The sequence below is a fragment of the Enterococcus sp. R12 genome (genome assembly GCF_058135755.1).
In genome coordinates this window covers 1,064,156-1,079,877 of the sequence record NZ_CM176874.1, presented here as the reverse complement: position 1 = coordinate 1,079,877, position 15,722 = coordinate 1,064,156, and the positions used below count along the sequence as shown (strand labels likewise).

14 protein-coding genes are annotated in these 15,722 nt (G+C 44.1%); all 14 read right to left on the bottom strand.

The features are described from left to right. Nucleotides 1-303, bottom strand: a complete 303-nt coding sequence (locus ACTW1R_RS05025; protein WP_015509266.1) for a PTS sugar transporter subunit IIB — start codon at nucleotides 301-303, stop codon at nucleotides 1-3. 24 nt (nucleotides 304-327) lie between these two features. Then, nucleotides 328-2,397 (bottom strand): BglG family transcription antiterminator, encoded by a 2,070-nt coding sequence (locus ACTW1R_RS05020; protein WP_489927482.1) that lies wholly within the window; start codon nucleotides 2,395-2,397, stop codon nucleotides 328-330. 235 nt (nucleotides 2,398-2,632) lie between these two features. Next, entirely contained in the window at nucleotides 2,633-3,682 is a 1,050-nt protein-coding gene (locus ACTW1R_RS05015; RefSeq protein ID WP_156235551.1) for an FUSC family protein, read from the bottom strand. A gap of 261 nt (nucleotides 3,683-3,943) precedes the next feature. Next, nucleotides 3,944-5,164, bottom strand: a complete 1,221-nt coding sequence (locus ACTW1R_RS05010; protein ID WP_176323979.1) for an NAD(P)H-dependent oxidoreductase — start codon at nucleotides 5,162-5,164, stop codon at nucleotides 3,944-3,946. 26 nt (nucleotides 5,165-5,190) lie between these two features. Then, entirely contained in the window at nucleotides 5,191-5,796 is a 606-nt protein-coding gene (locus tag ACTW1R_RS05005) for an NADPH-dependent FMN reductase (protein WP_375826210.1), read from the bottom strand. Between the two features lie 24 nt (nucleotides 5,797-5,820). Beyond that, the gene (locus ACTW1R_RS05000; protein WP_489927481.1) at nucleotides 5,821-6,759 is read right to left on the bottom strand and encodes an FAD:protein FMN transferase; all 939 of its coding nucleotides are present in this window, start codon (nucleotides 6,757-6,759) and stop codon (nucleotides 5,821-5,823) included. 201 nt (nucleotides 6,760-6,960) lie between these two features. Further along, complete coding sequence (locus ACTW1R_RS04995; RefSeq protein ID WP_489927480.1) at nucleotides 6,961-7,812, bottom strand: helix-turn-helix domain-containing protein; 852 nt, start codon at nucleotides 7,810-7,812, stop codon at nucleotides 6,961-6,963. A 65-nt stretch (nucleotides 7,813-7,877) separates the two neighbouring features. Next, nucleotides 7,878-8,600 carry a deoxynucleoside kinase gene (locus ACTW1R_RS04990; RefSeq protein ID WP_005225447.1) on the bottom strand — a complete coding sequence of 241 codons (723 nt, stop codon included), beginning with the start codon at nucleotides 8,598-8,600 and terminating at the stop codon, nucleotides 7,878-7,880. Between the two features lie 15 nt (nucleotides 8,601-8,615). Next, nucleotides 8,616-9,077 (bottom strand): nucleoside 2-deoxyribosyltransferase, encoded by a 462-nt coding sequence (locus ACTW1R_RS04985; protein WP_489927556.1) that lies wholly within the window; start codon nucleotides 9,075-9,077, stop codon nucleotides 8,616-8,618. Beyond that, nucleotides 9,052-9,630 (bottom strand): LOG family protein, encoded by a 579-nt coding sequence (locus ACTW1R_RS04980; protein WP_153883348.1) that lies wholly within the window; start codon nucleotides 9,628-9,630, stop codon nucleotides 9,052-9,054. Before ACTW1R_RS04980 ends, ACTW1R_RS04985 begins: the two co-directional genes overlap by 26 nt. A 321-nt stretch (nucleotides 9,631-9,951) precedes the next feature. Continuing rightward, nucleotides 9,952-10,359 (bottom strand): helix-turn-helix domain-containing protein, encoded by a 408-nt coding sequence (locus tag ACTW1R_RS04975; protein WP_270276125.1) that lies wholly within the window; start codon nucleotides 10,357-10,359, stop codon nucleotides 9,952-9,954. Between the two features lie 247 nt (nucleotides 10,360-10,606). Then, on the bottom strand, nucleotides 10,607-10,816 hold the full coding sequence (locus ACTW1R_RS04970) for a hypothetical protein (protein ID WP_489927479.1): 210 nt from the start codon (nucleotides 10,814-10,816) through the stop codon (nucleotides 10,607-10,609). Between the two features lie 9 nt (nucleotides 10,817-10,825). Beyond that, nucleotides 10,826-13,933 (bottom strand): WxL domain-containing protein, encoded by a 3,108-nt coding sequence (locus ACTW1R_RS04965; RefSeq protein WP_489927478.1) that lies wholly within the window; start codon nucleotides 13,931-13,933, stop codon nucleotides 10,826-10,828. A 549-nt stretch (nucleotides 13,934-14,482) separates the two neighbouring features. After that, entirely contained in the window at nucleotides 14,483-15,706 is a 1,224-nt protein-coding gene (locus tag ACTW1R_RS04960) for an amidohydrolase family protein (RefSeq protein ID WP_271814866.1), read from the bottom strand. Nucleotides 15,707-15,722 lie beyond the last annotated feature (16 nt).

Here is a 15,722-nt window from a genome sequence, read left to right as displayed (position 1 = left end):
TTACAGTGCGCCTTTTTCCGTTAATACAGGGATGATTTTTTCTTCGATTTCTGGTTTTGAAACGATGTTGCGTAAATAAATAATTGCGGTTGTCGGGTCCAAGGCAAACTTTTCAAATTGCGTTCGGAAATTCTCTGCCGTAATGATGATGTCTGGTTTCATTGATACCGCTGATGAGATATCAACATGATCCAATTTCGCCTCCACTCCTAATTTCGTTAAGACATCTTCTGTTGACATCTGAGCCGCAAAGCTGCTGCCAAGACCTGCACCGCATACGAATAAGATCGATAATTTGTTCATGATTTTTTCCCCTTTTCTTGTTTTTTATGAAAATAGCAATGATTGAAAAGCTTCAATCGTAGAGCAAGCCAGCAACTGCGTGACTTTTTCTTCATCATTGATCAGTTCGATCAATTCCTTCATGATGGCAAGATGAGAGTAGGAGTCCACCGCAGCCAAGCAAAAAATGATTTTGACGGGGTCCATTTCTGGGTTCCCAAATGCGACTGGCGGCGCCAAGGTGAGGACACTCACACCCAACTGCCGGGCGCCATCTTCTGGTCGTGCATGCGCCAGCGCCAAATGTTTGCCAATGACGATATAAGGACCGTATTCCTCCACCGCCGCAACCATTGCCTCGATATAGCGTTTTTCGATGATCTGTTCTTTTAGTAGCGGCTGCGCAGAGCGTTCAATGGCTTCTTCCCAATTTTGAACAGGAACGTTTAATTGAATATGACTAGCGGATAAAACATCTTTTAACATTGGCTGAATCTCCCTTGCATTAATGGCTAATTGATTTTGTTCAAACAAGTGTGTCAATTTGCGATAGGCGGCAGCATCGACTGTCCCGCCGCTTTCTTCAATCACTGTAAGCAACTGATTGAAGAACAGCGTGGCATTTTTTTGGTCAAAGGCGATCCGCTTGAATTGTTCATTGTTGTTTAAGAAACGGCGGATCACTTGGTGATTTTCTTCATTGATGATCGGTGGGATCAGTAATACCGGCTTTTCTCGATAATCGATCTCATAGGTTGAAAAAACCAGATCTACATCGAATTTTGTAATCAAATTGACTTCTTGTGAATTCAAGACTGCCGCAACTTCTACTTCTGGAAACTTTTCCTTGAGGCTGGCTGCCAGCAGATTGCCGGTTGCCATTCCATGGTTACAGACGACGACCGCCTTATAGATCGTAATGATCTCGTGGTTCAATGAACTTAGGGCTGTAGAAAAATGGATCACGAGAAATGTCAGTTCATCTTCTGATAGTGGTTGACCGACGATCTCTTCGATCGTAGGAGCGAACCCCTTGACGGCTTGGTAGATTTGTCTATAATTTTTGCGAACGGTCTCTTTGATCGGATTGGGTACTTGAATGCCGCTCTTGGCTCGAACGATCAGCGCGGCCATATGTTTATACAATCCCTCTAACAGCTCTTCTTCCTTTTTACTAAAAGGGATCTTGGTTTGGCATTCGACAAATTGAATCAGCTGCAGCGACAAAAGTTGCGCATGCGCCCATTCGATGAAATTGGACAAATCTTTAAAGTTCAGTGACTCGATGATGAAAGAAAGATAGTTGACTTCGATTTCTGGTGGCTGGATCGAAAAGGTTTCAGCGATCGCCTGAATATAGGCTGATCCTTGGAGCTGATTGCTGGAAGTAGACCAGTTCATGCGAGTGATAAATTCCTTCATTCTGATACGCATCAGCCAAATGGCGGTAAACAATAAGATTTGGCTGCTATACAACTCATTTTGATTTGGCGGCAATACTCCTTGCATCACTTGTTGGATCTGTTTGATTTCTTTTTGCGGCAAATAGCGATAAAGCAATTTCGTAAAGACTAAATCTGGGGTCTGTTTATCAAGTGGCAACCTACCGATCCGCTGATTGATGATGTCAAAAATCATCGTCCGAATCGCTCGTTCCGATCCATTCAACCGCAGTCCTTTTTTTCCTAGGCTGATGATCTCAATGCCATATTTATTGATGTCCGCCCGCAAACGGCGCATGTCTTCATCCATGCTGCTTTTTGATATCTGGTACGCTTCTTCTTTTTTATTCAACACCAGGATCTCTTTTGAAAATGTCAGATGCAGCAGCAGATCAAAACTCCGCTCTTCACGGGTCATATATTCCGACTGTTGTGCGTGTAATGCCTGCCAAACGATGGCTTGCTGTTTCGAGGTCAGTTTCAAAAGGATGCCCTTTCCTCGAAGGGTTTGGATCGGTCCGATGTGTAAGTCAGCAAGAAACGTGTTGATCTCATTCAAATCATTGCGGATCGTCCGCCCACTGGCTGCGGTCTCTTCTGCCAGTTGCTCGATGGATAGTGGATAATCAGTCACCAACAGGCGATGCAAAACATCTACGATTCTTTTTTTCACAACTTTCTCTCCTTCTTTGATTTGAGTATATGATTTCGCTTACAACAAAAAAAGTAGATGTTTCTGCCACTTTAGTTTGCAAAAATGTAAACGCTTCTATTTCAAAATAGGAACCTTTGCTCGATTATTTCATATTTCCCTTAATTTTCCTATCCGATGGAGATAACGTTTAGATAGAGGATCAAAGGCAAAAAAAGCAAGAGCTGCTGCTCTTGCTTATCGATGATGGTGCATTCTATTGTGTATGATCCGTCGTGTCTTCTGGCTTATTTCCCAGCGCTTGTTCCATTTGCTTTACTGCCCAATCCATTAGAAAGATCAACAGCATTGCCAGCACGCTGCCGATCAATGCCCCTGAAAAACGCAATGGGATCAATTTCAGCGGCGTAAAACTAGTACCGATGGTCATTAACAGCAGGACTTGCGGATTGGTAAAAAAATTAGCAACGGTATAATTGACTGGCATAAAAAACTCCGTCAATATGTTTAGAATGATCAATACCACTGCGATTGCTTCAAGGGGCATATGCAAGGACATCAATAAGAAACCCAGCAGCAGCCCCACGATTCCCCCCAGTACCCTACCGATCGTGCGATTTTTGATTTTTTCCATATGTTCCCCTGCCAATACGGCAGCAGCAGAAATCAAGATCCAATAACCGTTGCTGTCCCGCAGCAGATAGGCAATGTAGGTCGCAATAAACAATATCAAAGAAAAGTGCAGCGCCTTGATGACCATTTCTGGTTGCTGAGATAATGCTAGCGAATATTTCTCGTGCAAGCTCAGTTGTTGAAGGGCCGTTTTTTCTTCTTTCAGCGGCAGCTGTTCAGCCAACGAAATCACCAGTCCAGCAAGCAGTGAGCCTGCGATGCCATAAAGCAAATAGGAACTGTGGTGCAAGATCTCTCCAAGGTGCGCTGCGTGAAAATTAAAGCCGGTGGCATAAAGCATCAACACGAAGAAATAATCCGGCTTGGGGATCCGCATCACTTTTGACAACAAAAACGCAGAAAACGATAACGCACCGATGATAAAAGGCGCGCTCCAAGGAATCAGTGCTGTCCCAGCGCCTAAAATAAATGCCAGCAGCAGCGCAGCGCCGTGGGTCAAAATGGCGCGCAGATTATAAAAAAGGGACCGATGTTGAAAAGCCAAGTAGGAAAAAGCCCCCATCGCCCCCACAGAACTTATCAAAGGGTCCTGAACGAGGATCCCTATAAACAAAGGAACCGCCATCGCAAACCCTGATCCTAACGGACGCAAGACTTTTCGTTTGTCTTTCATGCAATTCCTCCTATCAAAAAATATGTACGATGATACAGCCGTTTTATAAGCAACGTCCTAAACTAGTATACGAAGCAAAAGATGAATATGCAAATTTTTTTCAGAAACTTTGTGAAATTCTCGCAACGATGTCCTTGATCAACTCAATCGCTCATAGAAAACCGTTTATTTATGAAAAAGCAGCAAAAAGAGAAGCATTCGCTTGGCAACTGATTGCAAGCGAATGCTTCTAGCGATTCCTTCTCTCCCTTTAGACAACCCTTATTTCACTGAAGCGCTGGTGACCGCATCTGCTGCAGGTGCGTCATGAGTACTGGCACTAGTGATCGCATCGGTCGGTTCTTGGTGCACAGAAGCACTGGAAATGGCGTCTTCATTGCCGACAAGTTTTTGGCCGGTTTGTTGCAAATACCATTCGATGATTGGCTTGAAATCAAGGATGTATTCGTTGATCCCCGCATATTCTCCGTTTTCATCGTGCATCGCTTGATAATTGTGGACGATGTATTTTTCTGGCACCTGTTTCGGCACATGGACCCGAACCGCGTCGGTTGCCCCACTGCGCAGCTGTTGGATCACCCACTCAACATTTTTGAAAGATTTTTCAGGATGGCATTTTGCTAACGGATTGCCGACTTGTCCTGGCACACGTGCTGCCAGCATATTTTGGGCTTCTTCCCGCAGATTGTAATACAAGAATTGGTTATTGCTGTCGGCAAATGTCAATTCCATCGGCATCGAATCTAAGAAGTAATTGATCTGATCAACTGTCAGCAAGCCGCGATTTAGTTTGACGTAGGTATTGCCAGAAACAGCACCGACTGCTTCAGCGGCTTTTTCCAGCCATTGATCATCATACATATCCACCCCTTCCACGGTGGTTGCGATTTTCCCTGTGGCGTAGAGGTCTTCGGGCGGCAATTGTTTGGGACCCGCTAAGGCAGAAACGACTTTGATAAATTGTAAGAAGCTGTTGATCGTCGCATCTAAAAAAGCAACCGTCCGGGCATCGATCAAATCACCGGCTTCATCAAAAGCTTCTTTGGCTTTGCCTAACAAAAACTCATTCCCTGGCATCACTAAAGCATTGACTCCCGGTGCGTCCAAAATCTGGCGCAGATGCAGCTGGGCCCTTGAAGTTCCTTGATCATAGTAAGAGGCACCCACGATCATTACTGGTTTGTTTTCCAGAGGATGGATTTTGAATGAAAGCCATTCTAGCAAGCTTTTCAGTCCTGCCGTCACGGTATGGTTGTGCTCTGGTGTGGCAATGATCACACCGTCTGCCATCAATAATTGCCGATTCAAACGCTGGATGGCTGGGCTTTGGGTTTGATCTTCCTCTTGATTAAAGAGAGGAAAGTCTTTGATCTCTACAAGTTCTAACGTGAATTCCTTTTTGTATTGCTTTTTGATAAAGTTCAGCAGCTGACGATTGGTGGAGACTTCAGCGGCTGATCCGACGATTCCGATCAATTTCATTGTCTTTACGCTCCTATCTTTTGCGATTAGATGGTTTCCCATGAAAATTCAGCAGCTTCTTTTTGATTGGCGGCATGGGCGTGCTGCAACTGGCTGGTAATTTTTACAAATAAAAGAAAATCGTTGAACAGTCCTTGCAATTTTTGGGTCTGCTCTTCATCGATCAAGTTGCCTTGCTCGTCAAATGCTTGCAGCGAATGACCTAATAGAAATTCAGAGCTAGGCATGATCCGTGCTTTTAACTCTGGAGAGTCCAGAATCTGTCTTAGATGGGCTTGGGCACGAGAAGAACCTAATGTCCCATAAGAAGCACCAGTGATCATCACTGGCTTGTCAACAAACGGGAAAATTCCATAGGACAACCAGTTCAGGGCATTGATCAACGCTGCGGGTACGGCATGATCGTATTCTGGTGTGCTGATGATCACACCGTCTGCTGCCGTGATTTTTTCGGCAAGCTGGGTTACTTGTACGGGCAACTCCTTTGATTCTGGTTTGTTGAATATTGGAAGATCTTTGATCTCGACTAGTTCGATCTCTGCCTCATTGACAAACATTTTTTTCATAAATTGCAACAACGTGCGATTGGTGGAACGAGTGGCATTGGTTCCTACGAATCCGATAAATTTCATCCTGTCTCTTCCTTTCTGGTTGGGCTATCTTAAAAGTCTTGCCTGAATGCCTTTAGAGGCAATGACTTCATTTTCTTTGGTTACGATGATTCCTTCGATTTCTGGCTGCTGCTGAATCTCTTGTAAAACAACTGGAATGGGCTTGCCAAACAAGCGCGAAGTCCAGATTTCCCCCAGTAACGATGTCGCTGCAACGACCGTGATGCTCAAATACCCACATTCGATGGGAAAGCCACTCTGAGGATCAATCAAATGATGATACGTTCCTTCAGCGGTGGTCAAAACCCGCTCATAGATGCCCGAAGTGACGACGGTTTGGTCCTTGATTGGCAGAATGCCCAAGGTGTCGGCCCGACCGCCCTTGGGATCTCGTATCCCGATCCGCCAATGCCCGTCCGAATGATTTGGTGCAGCGCCGAAACAGACAATATTTCCGCCTAAGTTGATCAATCCATACGCTGCTCCACGGGCTTGGCAAAGGGTGCGTAACTTATCAGCGATGTAGCCTTTTGCTAGTGCTCCGAGGTCGATCCTCATTCCAGCTTTTTTCAAAAAAACCTTGCCTGCTGCCAATTGGATCTGTTGCGGGTCTGTTAGCGCAAGCAATTCTTTGACCTGCGTCTTTGATACGATGCGGGCATCTTCAAACCCGATGCGCCATGCTTGGACCAGTGGACCGATGGCAATATTCAGCTGACTGTGGGGAGCACAGCTATGATGTTTGCCGATTTCGATCAGCTGGTACAATTCTGGATCAAGCACAAGCCCCTTTTGTCCTGCCAACTGATTCAGCTGATTCAATTCCGATCGCGGATCATTGGCACTAAAGCGATGGTCGTATCCTTTCAGCTGGGTCTCCAGCTCGTCCAGTACACTTTCTGGTTTTGTATGAGCGACTTTTAACTCAATGGACGTACCCATCCGCTGAATCGTGCGAGCGGCTTCTCTCACTGCTGCCTTCATAAAATCTCTTCTCCTAAAAACGATGCATCTCAAAATATGTTAGTTTTTTCACAATTAAAGAATACTCCCGATATATTTTTTTGTCAACACGATTATATATTTTTTTATATAATGAAAATCAAAAAAAGCAGTCCCTTCGTCGAAAGGACTGCTAGTTATCAAGCATTTGCGCAACAAATCTTTTTTGTCGAAAATATATTTTTAATCAATCGTTTCTTCGACCGCTTTTAAATGCGCCAGTAATTTTACATTTTTATTGATTTTGGCATACGCTCGTGCATCGTGTAACATTTCCAAAATTGTTTCTTTCGGCTGTTGTTCGCGAATGGCATTTTCGGTCAGTTGGGCTGCCGCGCGAGCCAAGTAGTAGGTCAAATGATTGTCGGAACAAATCGCCAACACATAATTCAACAAGGTATCACTAGTTTCCAAATCATCGACTTTGGCATAAAAGACGCCGCAATGGAAGACGATGTTCAACACCCGCCACGTGTCTTCGATCGTTTTGATCGGATAGGTATAAATTTTCTCAAAGACCTTCGTCACATAAAACTCAGCTTTTGCCCATTCTTCTTCTCTGGCATACACCAAACCGATCCCAGTATACGCTAAGAGATCAAACAATTCCTCCGCCGTTTCATTCATCAATAACTGATCGAATTGAAACAGGACATCGGTAATCGCAGCTTCATTAAAAATCATTTCAAAGCCTTTTAAATAATCATATTGCGCTTTTAATGCTGGTTCATCGATCAGCTTCACTTCGATTTGACTTAACAATGCAGCCAACTGTTCGTACTCGCTCGTGATTAAGTAGAATTCGGCTTTTGCCAATTCTTCTTTGATTTTGGTCGTTGCGACATTCATGGAAGAAAACAAGGCGACCAATGGCAAGCCGATCCGATTACACAATTTGATCAAAATTTTGAGGGACGGTGCTTGACCGTTGTTTTCAAATTTACTCAAAGTGGCTTGCGTACAGATTCCTTCCGAAAGTTCTTGCTGCGAGAAGCCCGCCTGTTTCCTCGCCTCAATAAATCGTTCAACATTCATCGCCTTGCTCCCTCCCATTGTCGATAAGACACTTTTTTTTCCCTAAGCTGTCCTCAACTGCTGGATCAGCTTGTCACAGATGCTGCATTTTTCTTAGAAAAATCACCTTTTGCGATGGCTTTGTCCGTACAATAGTGTCCTTTGCCATGGGTCTGACGAACTTCCGCCAGTTTTTCTTGGATCATCTCGAGGATCACCATGAGGTTGTCTTCATTGGCAACAAAGTCCAATTGATCCCCATCAATTTGCATTTTCGGACAAACGTCAAAGTTTTCATACCATTCATCGTACCGCTGATTTAATTCTTTGTAATAGTCGTACAATGTCGGATCGTTGGCAATTTGTTCATAGGAACGACCACGTTTGTTGATCCGTTCAATCATTGTATCCAAGGAAACCTTAATATGAACCATTAGATCTGGATGTTTCAATGGCGCTGATTCTTCCAATTCCCGCAACATCGTGTTCAACAGGTTATCGTATTGTTCGACTTCCATCGGTGCGATTCGACCTAGATCCGCATTTAGATGAAACATCAAGCTATCCTCATAGATGGAGCGGTCAATGACATTGTCATCATTGGACAAAGCTTCCCGCATCCCTAAAAAGCTTTTGTTTAAGAAAAAAATCTGCAATAAAAAGGCGTATCGTTCTGGATTGGAATAAAACAATGGCAGAACATCGTTGTCCTCCACGTTTTCATAGAAAGGCTTCGACGCCATTTCCTTCGATAAAAAATCAGTCAAACTGCTTTTTCCTGCCCCGATCGTTCCTGCGATTAATAACACATTCATCATCCTTTATTAAATATAGTCACCGACAAATGCTCGGTGCGCCATCGCTTCAAAATCATACGCTGTTCGTGCCGCCAGATCAGTCAAATACGCTTGCACCGACTCCGTCAACATCAGATTGACCGCCGCGGCTTTTTCCTGAAAAGCGATCACTGGTTTATTTCGTACGTGTGCTGCGCTGATTTCAAAGGATGTTTCCGGATCGGTGATCCCTTCATGGTCATCCAAAACGGCAACGACGACGTCGGCTCGTGTCAATTCCAGCATGTCTTTTTCGAAAATTTCTCTCGCCCATTCTGGTGTATTGGGTTCAGATGAACCTTCTTGGTAAAAGCGTGGCGAATAGACCGCCAAGGGCTGCGGGTTTTCAGCTAAGCCGCGTTCTACTTGTTTGAGTCGGGCGACTTGTTCGTTTGAAAAAACGGTCCCACTAAATAGACATGCTTCATCCTGCCAAGCACTCCTTTCCAGACCCCTTCGCTGCCAGTCGTTGGATCAACGACTCAACGTCAGATAGAAAAAAGAGCGTTTCAGACAGTTCAGCCCAAGCAAAGCTGGAAGCTTCAACCATTTTTAGCAGCGGCTTCAGTCCATCAGTCAAGCCTTCGGTCATCAACACACCGATCGGCTTGCCTGGAAATGGCCCAAGAGTCATAAAAGAGCATACTGATGACAACTCCTCTAGTGTACCAAATCCACCAGGTAATACAAGGTAGGCATCGCTCATTTCCAGCAATTGTTGCGTTTGTTCCTCCCTCGTATCCGAATAGAACTCGGTGTATGTGCTTGATCCAGTGATGATTGGCGGCAAATCTTCTGCAAAGGAACCTGATGGATAGATCCCCGTCACTGCGCCTTCTTTTTCAAAGACCCCTTTCACGATCTCCCTCATCAAGCCAGCCAAAGGGCCGCAATACACCAACTCGATGTGATTTTTTGCCAAGGCATTGCCGATGGCACGAGCGGTCTTTGCCAACTTTTCCTCATTTTCTAAACGGGTGCCGCAACATACAGTTACTCTCAAAAACAACAGCTCCTTCTTCACTACATCTGCTATTTTACACAATCTCTTAAAAAAGTAAATACTACATATTGTGTTCCATTCGAAAAAAATCCGTTCTATTCACCATATATTGTATATATCCGTTAGCATCTTTTCGCTTTTTCTTAAACGTTACAAACCTTGAAAATAGTAGAAAAGGAAAAGTAGAATCAGCTTTCATCGATTGCCTCAGCCCTCTTTCATCCCACATAAAAAAACACGATGCAGCTAGGCTCGTGTTTTTTATCCATCACTTTTTTTCTCTTGTCCAAGCAAAATTTAGCAAAAAACTGTATAAAAAATTTATTTTTCGTCAGTAGCTGCTTTCAGTTTTTCCAAATCCTCTTGCTCGACAAAAAAGGTCACTTCTCCTGTTTCTAAATCGACGGATGCTTTGACTTCAACCCCTCGTGGGAAAAACTTGCTGGCATCGGTCTCGATTTTCAAACGCATCGTTCCATCTTTCAATCCAGCACCATAGGTCATCGTACGAAAGTTCTTTTTCATTCCTGCTCGCTCCTTTTTTAATAGCTCATCGACACTGCACCCATAAAGGGTACTCAGTTTCAATAAATTCAAACTGTCTGGGACCGTCTTGCCGGTTTCCCAATTTGAGATCGATGTGCGGGTCACTAAAATTTTTGTTGCTACTTCTTCTTGGCTCATTTGCTGTGTGACTCGATGGTTCTTTAGTGCTTCCCCAATCGTCATCTTGGCCTCCTTCTCCTACCTTAACGCAGACCTGCTGTGATTGCTGCTCAAATCCATTGATATTACGGCATTGTCAAACAGTTTTGACAAGATTTTCTTAAACGAAATCTCCGTGATAGCGGTTTTCTTTCTATCATAGATGAAAAAAGAACAAATGACTAGAAAATGATCTTCTTATTTTTAAGAAAACATTTGGCGAACGACTACATCTTTTGTGACAGAATTTTTCCGAACTATTTCTTGCCCTTCAACGTGAAGGAGTAAAAAGCAGCATCTGCTCTAGTAAACGTGATGAATGATTCCCCCATTTCTCTAAGCAAAGAAGATCCGCCAAAGCACAAAGGGCGCTATCGGTTGCTTCATCATCGATGGCTGTTTGCAGATAAAAAAACAGCCGCAGATTTTCTCTGCAGCTGCTGGCTCCATTTTCTTCTTTTTTCCGACTACTGAGAAACATTGGGACGGCTCAGTCCATCTCTGGGACAAAGCTTAATTCCCAATGGATAATACCCGTATAGCTTGTTGCTTGCGGTGTAGCACTGACAGGAACTTCCAGCATCACACTTTGATCCATTGTTTCTCCATCACCAAAACGTTGGATCCATGTCCCGCTGCCTTGTCCCTCTTCGGCTTTTGCCAAGATTTGTCTGCCTGCATTAAGTTCACGACTTTCCCAGTAGGTTGGGGCGCTGGAGGTATTCGAACTTGTCGTTGCCATGCGGATGTTGTTGAGTAAGAGCTGGACTCCCCGCAGCTGATGGCCTTCCTCACTGACAAACCCTGCTTCATCTAGCCGTGCGCTCAGTGTCCAGCCGGTGGATTCCTCACGCCGATCCGAGATTTGAACATAATTTGGACGTTCTACACCAGCAGGATCATCCTCTGCATTGCGCAGTTTTTGCGGCAGTGCTGGATAATAGGCTTGACTCGAACGAATCGGCACGTGTCCGAAATCAAATTGCGAGATAAAGTCGATACTGATCAACCCTTGGTTTTCAGGAAGCGTCGGACGATTATCTGGATCAACATCTACATCAGGATTCAGAGGATCTCGAGGATCGACACCGTCTACGATGACGGAGGTCTCATCGCGTCGTCCATTTAAAAATGCTGTTGCCGTTACAACTTCTTGCCCGCGGAAATAATCAAAGTCATCAAATTGGGAAAGATCAAATTCAAAGGAGCCGTCTGCTTCGGCAATGACATGGAAACTTTCTGTTTCGCCCTCACCATTTACAACAGTATCTAAGGTTGGTTCTGGCAAACTCAGATCCCTACTGAAACGAACGTAAGCGCCGGGACTGGTTTCTCCCGTGATCGTATAGGAATTTCGTTGAGAGCGATCATTGGTCAAAGGATCCAGCGCGATCTCGACAGGAGGAATATTCTCAAACAAGAGCCGTTGCGCCCTTGGCGTAAAGTTCGCTCTGGCATGTTCTGCTATATTGGGATCTAATGCGCTAACCGTATTAGTCGGTATTCCTGATCCGTTAATATTAGCGTTCAACCTCAATATATTCTCCCAATCAAAATTAGGATTCTCGTTTGTATTTCCAGGAATCCATTGCTTAATCGACTGATTATTTACATTTAGTCTTGCATCTCGAATCACGTGTGCCGTACTTGAGGTGATTGATCGAGTCTTTTGTAAATTTACCCTTGCAGCATCATTTATATTGATCGTTGAGTTATTCGTATTATTATTGGTCGAAAACATAATTAAGCTTTGACTTGCTGAGAGACTGTCTGACTTAATATCTAAGGTAGCATCTTCATCAATATTAATTTGTCCAGATGCATGAAAAAAAATAACATGGCTAGCAGAATTATTTTGATTGACTGCTTCGATATCAAGCGTACTCCCTTTTCTGAGATTAATACTACTACCATGACCACGTGGCATAGAAATAATATTGGTCGTATCATTGTTAGCAGCAGTATTACGTCCAGAATTGTAGATATTTAATGTACTCTCCTCTAATAGAGTGATATGAGCCGTCTGAGCCGGAGCCCAGCCATTGGTTACAATAGCAGGAAAATTGCTTTTAGGGTTCAAGTTAAGGGTCGCCCCTTTGCCTACAGTTAGATTAGAATTATATCTAAAGAATATATTTGCTCCCCATGCTTCACCTTGTCCTGTACCATTTGCAATGATCGTAACCTCCGCATCGTCTCCGATCGTAAACGTTGGATTTGAGCTATAGCGAAACCAAATATTTCCTGCATTGATTGTTGAAAGGTGAACTTTAGCCCCCTCAAGAACCTCCAAATAACCGACTTCAAAATTTGCTTCAGTAAGACCATGAATGTTCCAATTACCGCGTCCGAATCCTGCATCATAAGGATTCATTTGTACAGAAGAAACATGCCCCGATAAACTAGCTGTAGCATGATACCCATGAAACAATTGATTACCGACCTGTGTGACATTATGGTAACGCATCGTTGCGTTTCTTTGATCAGCATCATCTAAATCATTGTATTGAATGGGCCCAAAATAATTCCCACTATAAATTTCAATATTTTGGAGTGTAATATCCCACGGTATATTTTCTTCATCATTGACCGTTGAGCTCCAAAAACATACCGACACGGCTCGAAAATCAATTTTATGTTTTCCTTGTCCATCGATGATTAACGTTCGAGAAATGTCTGGTCTCCTATTATCTAGGTAGGCAACTCCTCCACTTTCATTCATAACCGTATTGGCAGGGTGCATCCACAATCCCCCCCAGTCACGTAAAGTAAAATGTGAACTCGTCGACGTTCCTGCTCCAGGCAATCCCTCCATCGGGCGATCAGGAGATTCAAAATCATCTACCAAGAGGATATGATTATATCTAACATCCTGTATAGCAATCATAAAATCCACCCAATTATCTACCTCTATCGTCCGAACATCATCCCCTAATAAATACAGATTGCCCGGATCATCGGCATCAAAGGGAAGCCGTTGACTCGTCTGCTCTGTTTGGCCAGGGTCGGTTGTTTCTGGATGCTCTGTTTGGTCAGGATCGTTTGTTTCTGGATGCTCTTCGTTTTCAGGTTCTGCTTCCTCTCGATCGCTTTTTTGCGCTTCTTCCTGACCTTCCTCACCTTCTGCTGGTGAACCTTGGATTTCTATCTCTATCCGTTCTTCTCCTACCATGACTCCGTAGGTTCCTTCTTCTTCAAAGGTTATCGGCAAAAGCCAATTGCTCTGAGGTGTTTCGCTAAGCAGCTGCCACTGGTCGGCTTCCATCTGTTCAATCGTCATTCCTTCGGGAAACAAGGAGGGCTCGATCACTGCCTCTGGCGGCAGAACCACCGCCACTTCGGTTACTGGCTGATGTGCCATGATTTCGATGGGGATTTTCTCCCCTAAATAGCCTTGCTTGTTACTTGTTAAAAATTGAAAATCAACGTCTGTTAAATCAGCCATTTCTTCCGCTGAAGAAAGCTCACCCTCTTCTCGTTCTTGCTCCTGCAGCGCATACAATGGCGCAATAAAAGTATCTCGTAAGAAGGGAAAACTCAACGGAATACTCACTAGCCCAATGACTAGGAGCAGCAATTTTAGCGGCTTCTTTTTCATTTTGTTGATCTCCTCCTTTCTTTGTCTAGGTACTATGATTGTGACGATTGGCTAGTGACTGCTCACAACAACTAGGAAACACAGCCAACGAAATACTCAAAGCCAATACAGTTTTTGCTCCTTTTCTTCGCTTAAGCTGAGCAATGTGTTTCTTATGGATAGCTGCTAGAGGTCCCAGCCTAAACGCTTTTGAAAAATCTGATTTAGAAGTGAAAAACAAGTACTTACTCCTCTTTTCCTTTGGAGAAAGACCCACACTCCTTGATTGTCTCTTTAAGTATAATGGACAGCTCCACAGATCAAAAATCAGGATATTCATCAGTCAAGGAAATCCTTGCATGGGCGGCATTTCCTACTTCTAGATCAGGAGAGGTCATTGAATCGAAAACGTCCCACTGTCGGTTTCAGAAAATCAAAGCGCATACCGTTCGACCTGGTTGCTCCTATACAAAAAAACATCCGTCAAAAGCAGTCAGACTGCCTTTGACGGACGTGTTCTTTCAGTGATTCACTTTTTTTGTGACAACCCCCATAAGGGCGAAAAATCGCTTAGCGGTGGATCGTCACTTCTTTTTTGACTTCCACGGTGATGCGGCCATTTTTGATGACCACTAAACGTTCAGGAATATCGATCAGCACATCGGCTTTTCTTTTGGTATCTAAAAGAATCAAATCTGCGCGGTTGCCAACAGCGATTCCATAGTCTTTGATATTTAATGCTTTGGCGGTATTGGTCGTAATCATTGGCAAGACCGTCGGCAGGTCATCGGCACCGCCTAAATGCGCCACTGGCACAGCCAACATAGCGATTTGGATCAAATCCCCATTGCCATAGGGCGTAAAGGCGTTTCGGATATTGTTGCTGCCTAAGCAAATATTCACACCGGCATCACGTAATTTGCGAATCGGCGTCACGGCACGACGAACGTTGTAGGCATCATTTCTAGCACCTAAGTGTAAGTCGGTCGCAGGCAACGGCATCACATTGATTTGGGCTTTGACCATCAAATCGATAACTTCTGCCAGCTGATCCGGTTCCATAGCGTGCAGCGCAGTCAAATGTCCTACAGATACCCGACCTTGGTAGCCTTCTGCGATAGTTTTTTCACACAGGTAGACGATCGATGTATCGTCTGCTTCGTCAGCAAAATCTTGATGCAAGTCAATGTCTTTGTCAAATTGTTTGGCGATCTCAAAGATCAAGTCGATGTGTTCATTGGCTGGCGCATCATTGTAAGGAATGCCGCCAACGACATCGGCGCCTTTTTCCATCGCTTCAATCATCATTTTATCCGTTCCGGGTGCTTTAAAAATTCCTTCTTGCGGAAAGGCAACGACCTGAATGTCGATCAAGTCTCGGTATTCTTCTTTTAAGCGCATGATGGTGTCAAACCCAGTGAAGCCTTGTGCTGGATCAAATTCGGCATGGGTGCGCACAGCAGTCGTGCCATGTACGATCAGCATTTCTAATGCGCGTTTCGCCCGATCATAAATGTCTTCTTCGGTAAAGGTCGGTTTCAGCTTTGCCGTAACTTGGATCGCTTCTTGCAATGTACCTGAATTATTGGGCTCACGATCGGCGATCAAGGCTTTGTCTAAGTGGATATGGCTTTCGATCAATCCAGGAATCACCACTTTGCCTTTCGCCTCAATCGTTGTTGCTGCTGATTCTTCAATGTTGGGTGCAACTGCGGTGATTTTTCCTTCTGAAATTGCAATGTCTACTAATTCTGCATCGTCTTCAAGACGTGCTTGCTTGATCAATAAATCCATGTTTTCCTCCTATCCA

Coding starts and splice junctions, on each gene's coding strand:
- ACTW1R_RS05025 (WP_015509266.1), bottom strand. CDS start 303: ATGAACAAATTATCGATCTTATTCGTATGCGGTGCAGGTCTTGGCAGC.
- ACTW1R_RS05015 (WP_156235551.1), bottom strand. CDS start 3,682: ATGAAAGACAAACGAAAAGTCTTGCGTCCGTTAGGATCAGGGTTTGCG.
- ACTW1R_RS05010 (WP_176323979.1), bottom strand. CDS start 5,164: ATGAAATTGATCGGAATCGTCGGATCAGCCGCTGAAGTCTCCACCAAT.
- ACTW1R_RS05005 (WP_375826210.1), bottom strand. CDS start 5,796: ATGAAATTTATCGGATTCGTAGGAACCAATGCCACTCGTTCCACCAAT.
- ACTW1R_RS05000 (WP_489927481.1), bottom strand. CDS start 6,759: ATGAAGGCAGCAGTGAGAGAAGCCGCTCGCACGATTCAGCGGATGGGT.
- ACTW1R_RS04995 (WP_489927480.1), bottom strand. CDS start 7,812: ATGAATGTTGAACGATTTATTGAGGCGAGGAAACAGGCGGGCTTCTCG.
- ACTW1R_RS04975 (WP_270276125.1), bottom strand. CDS start 10,359: ATGACGATTGGGGAAGCACTAAAGAACCATCGAGTCACACAGCAAATG.
- ACTW1R_RS04970 (WP_489927479.1), bottom strand. CDS start 10,816: ATGTTTCTCAGTAGTCGGAAAAAAGAAGAAAATGGAGCCAGCAGCTGC.
- ACTW1R_RS04965 (WP_489927478.1), bottom strand. CDS start 13,933: ATGAAAAAGAAGCCGCTAAAATTGCTGCTCCTAGTCATTGGGCTAGTG.
- ACTW1R_RS04960 (WP_271814866.1), bottom strand. CDS start 15,706: ATGGATTTATTGATCAAGCAAGCACGTCTTGAAGACGATGCAGAATTA.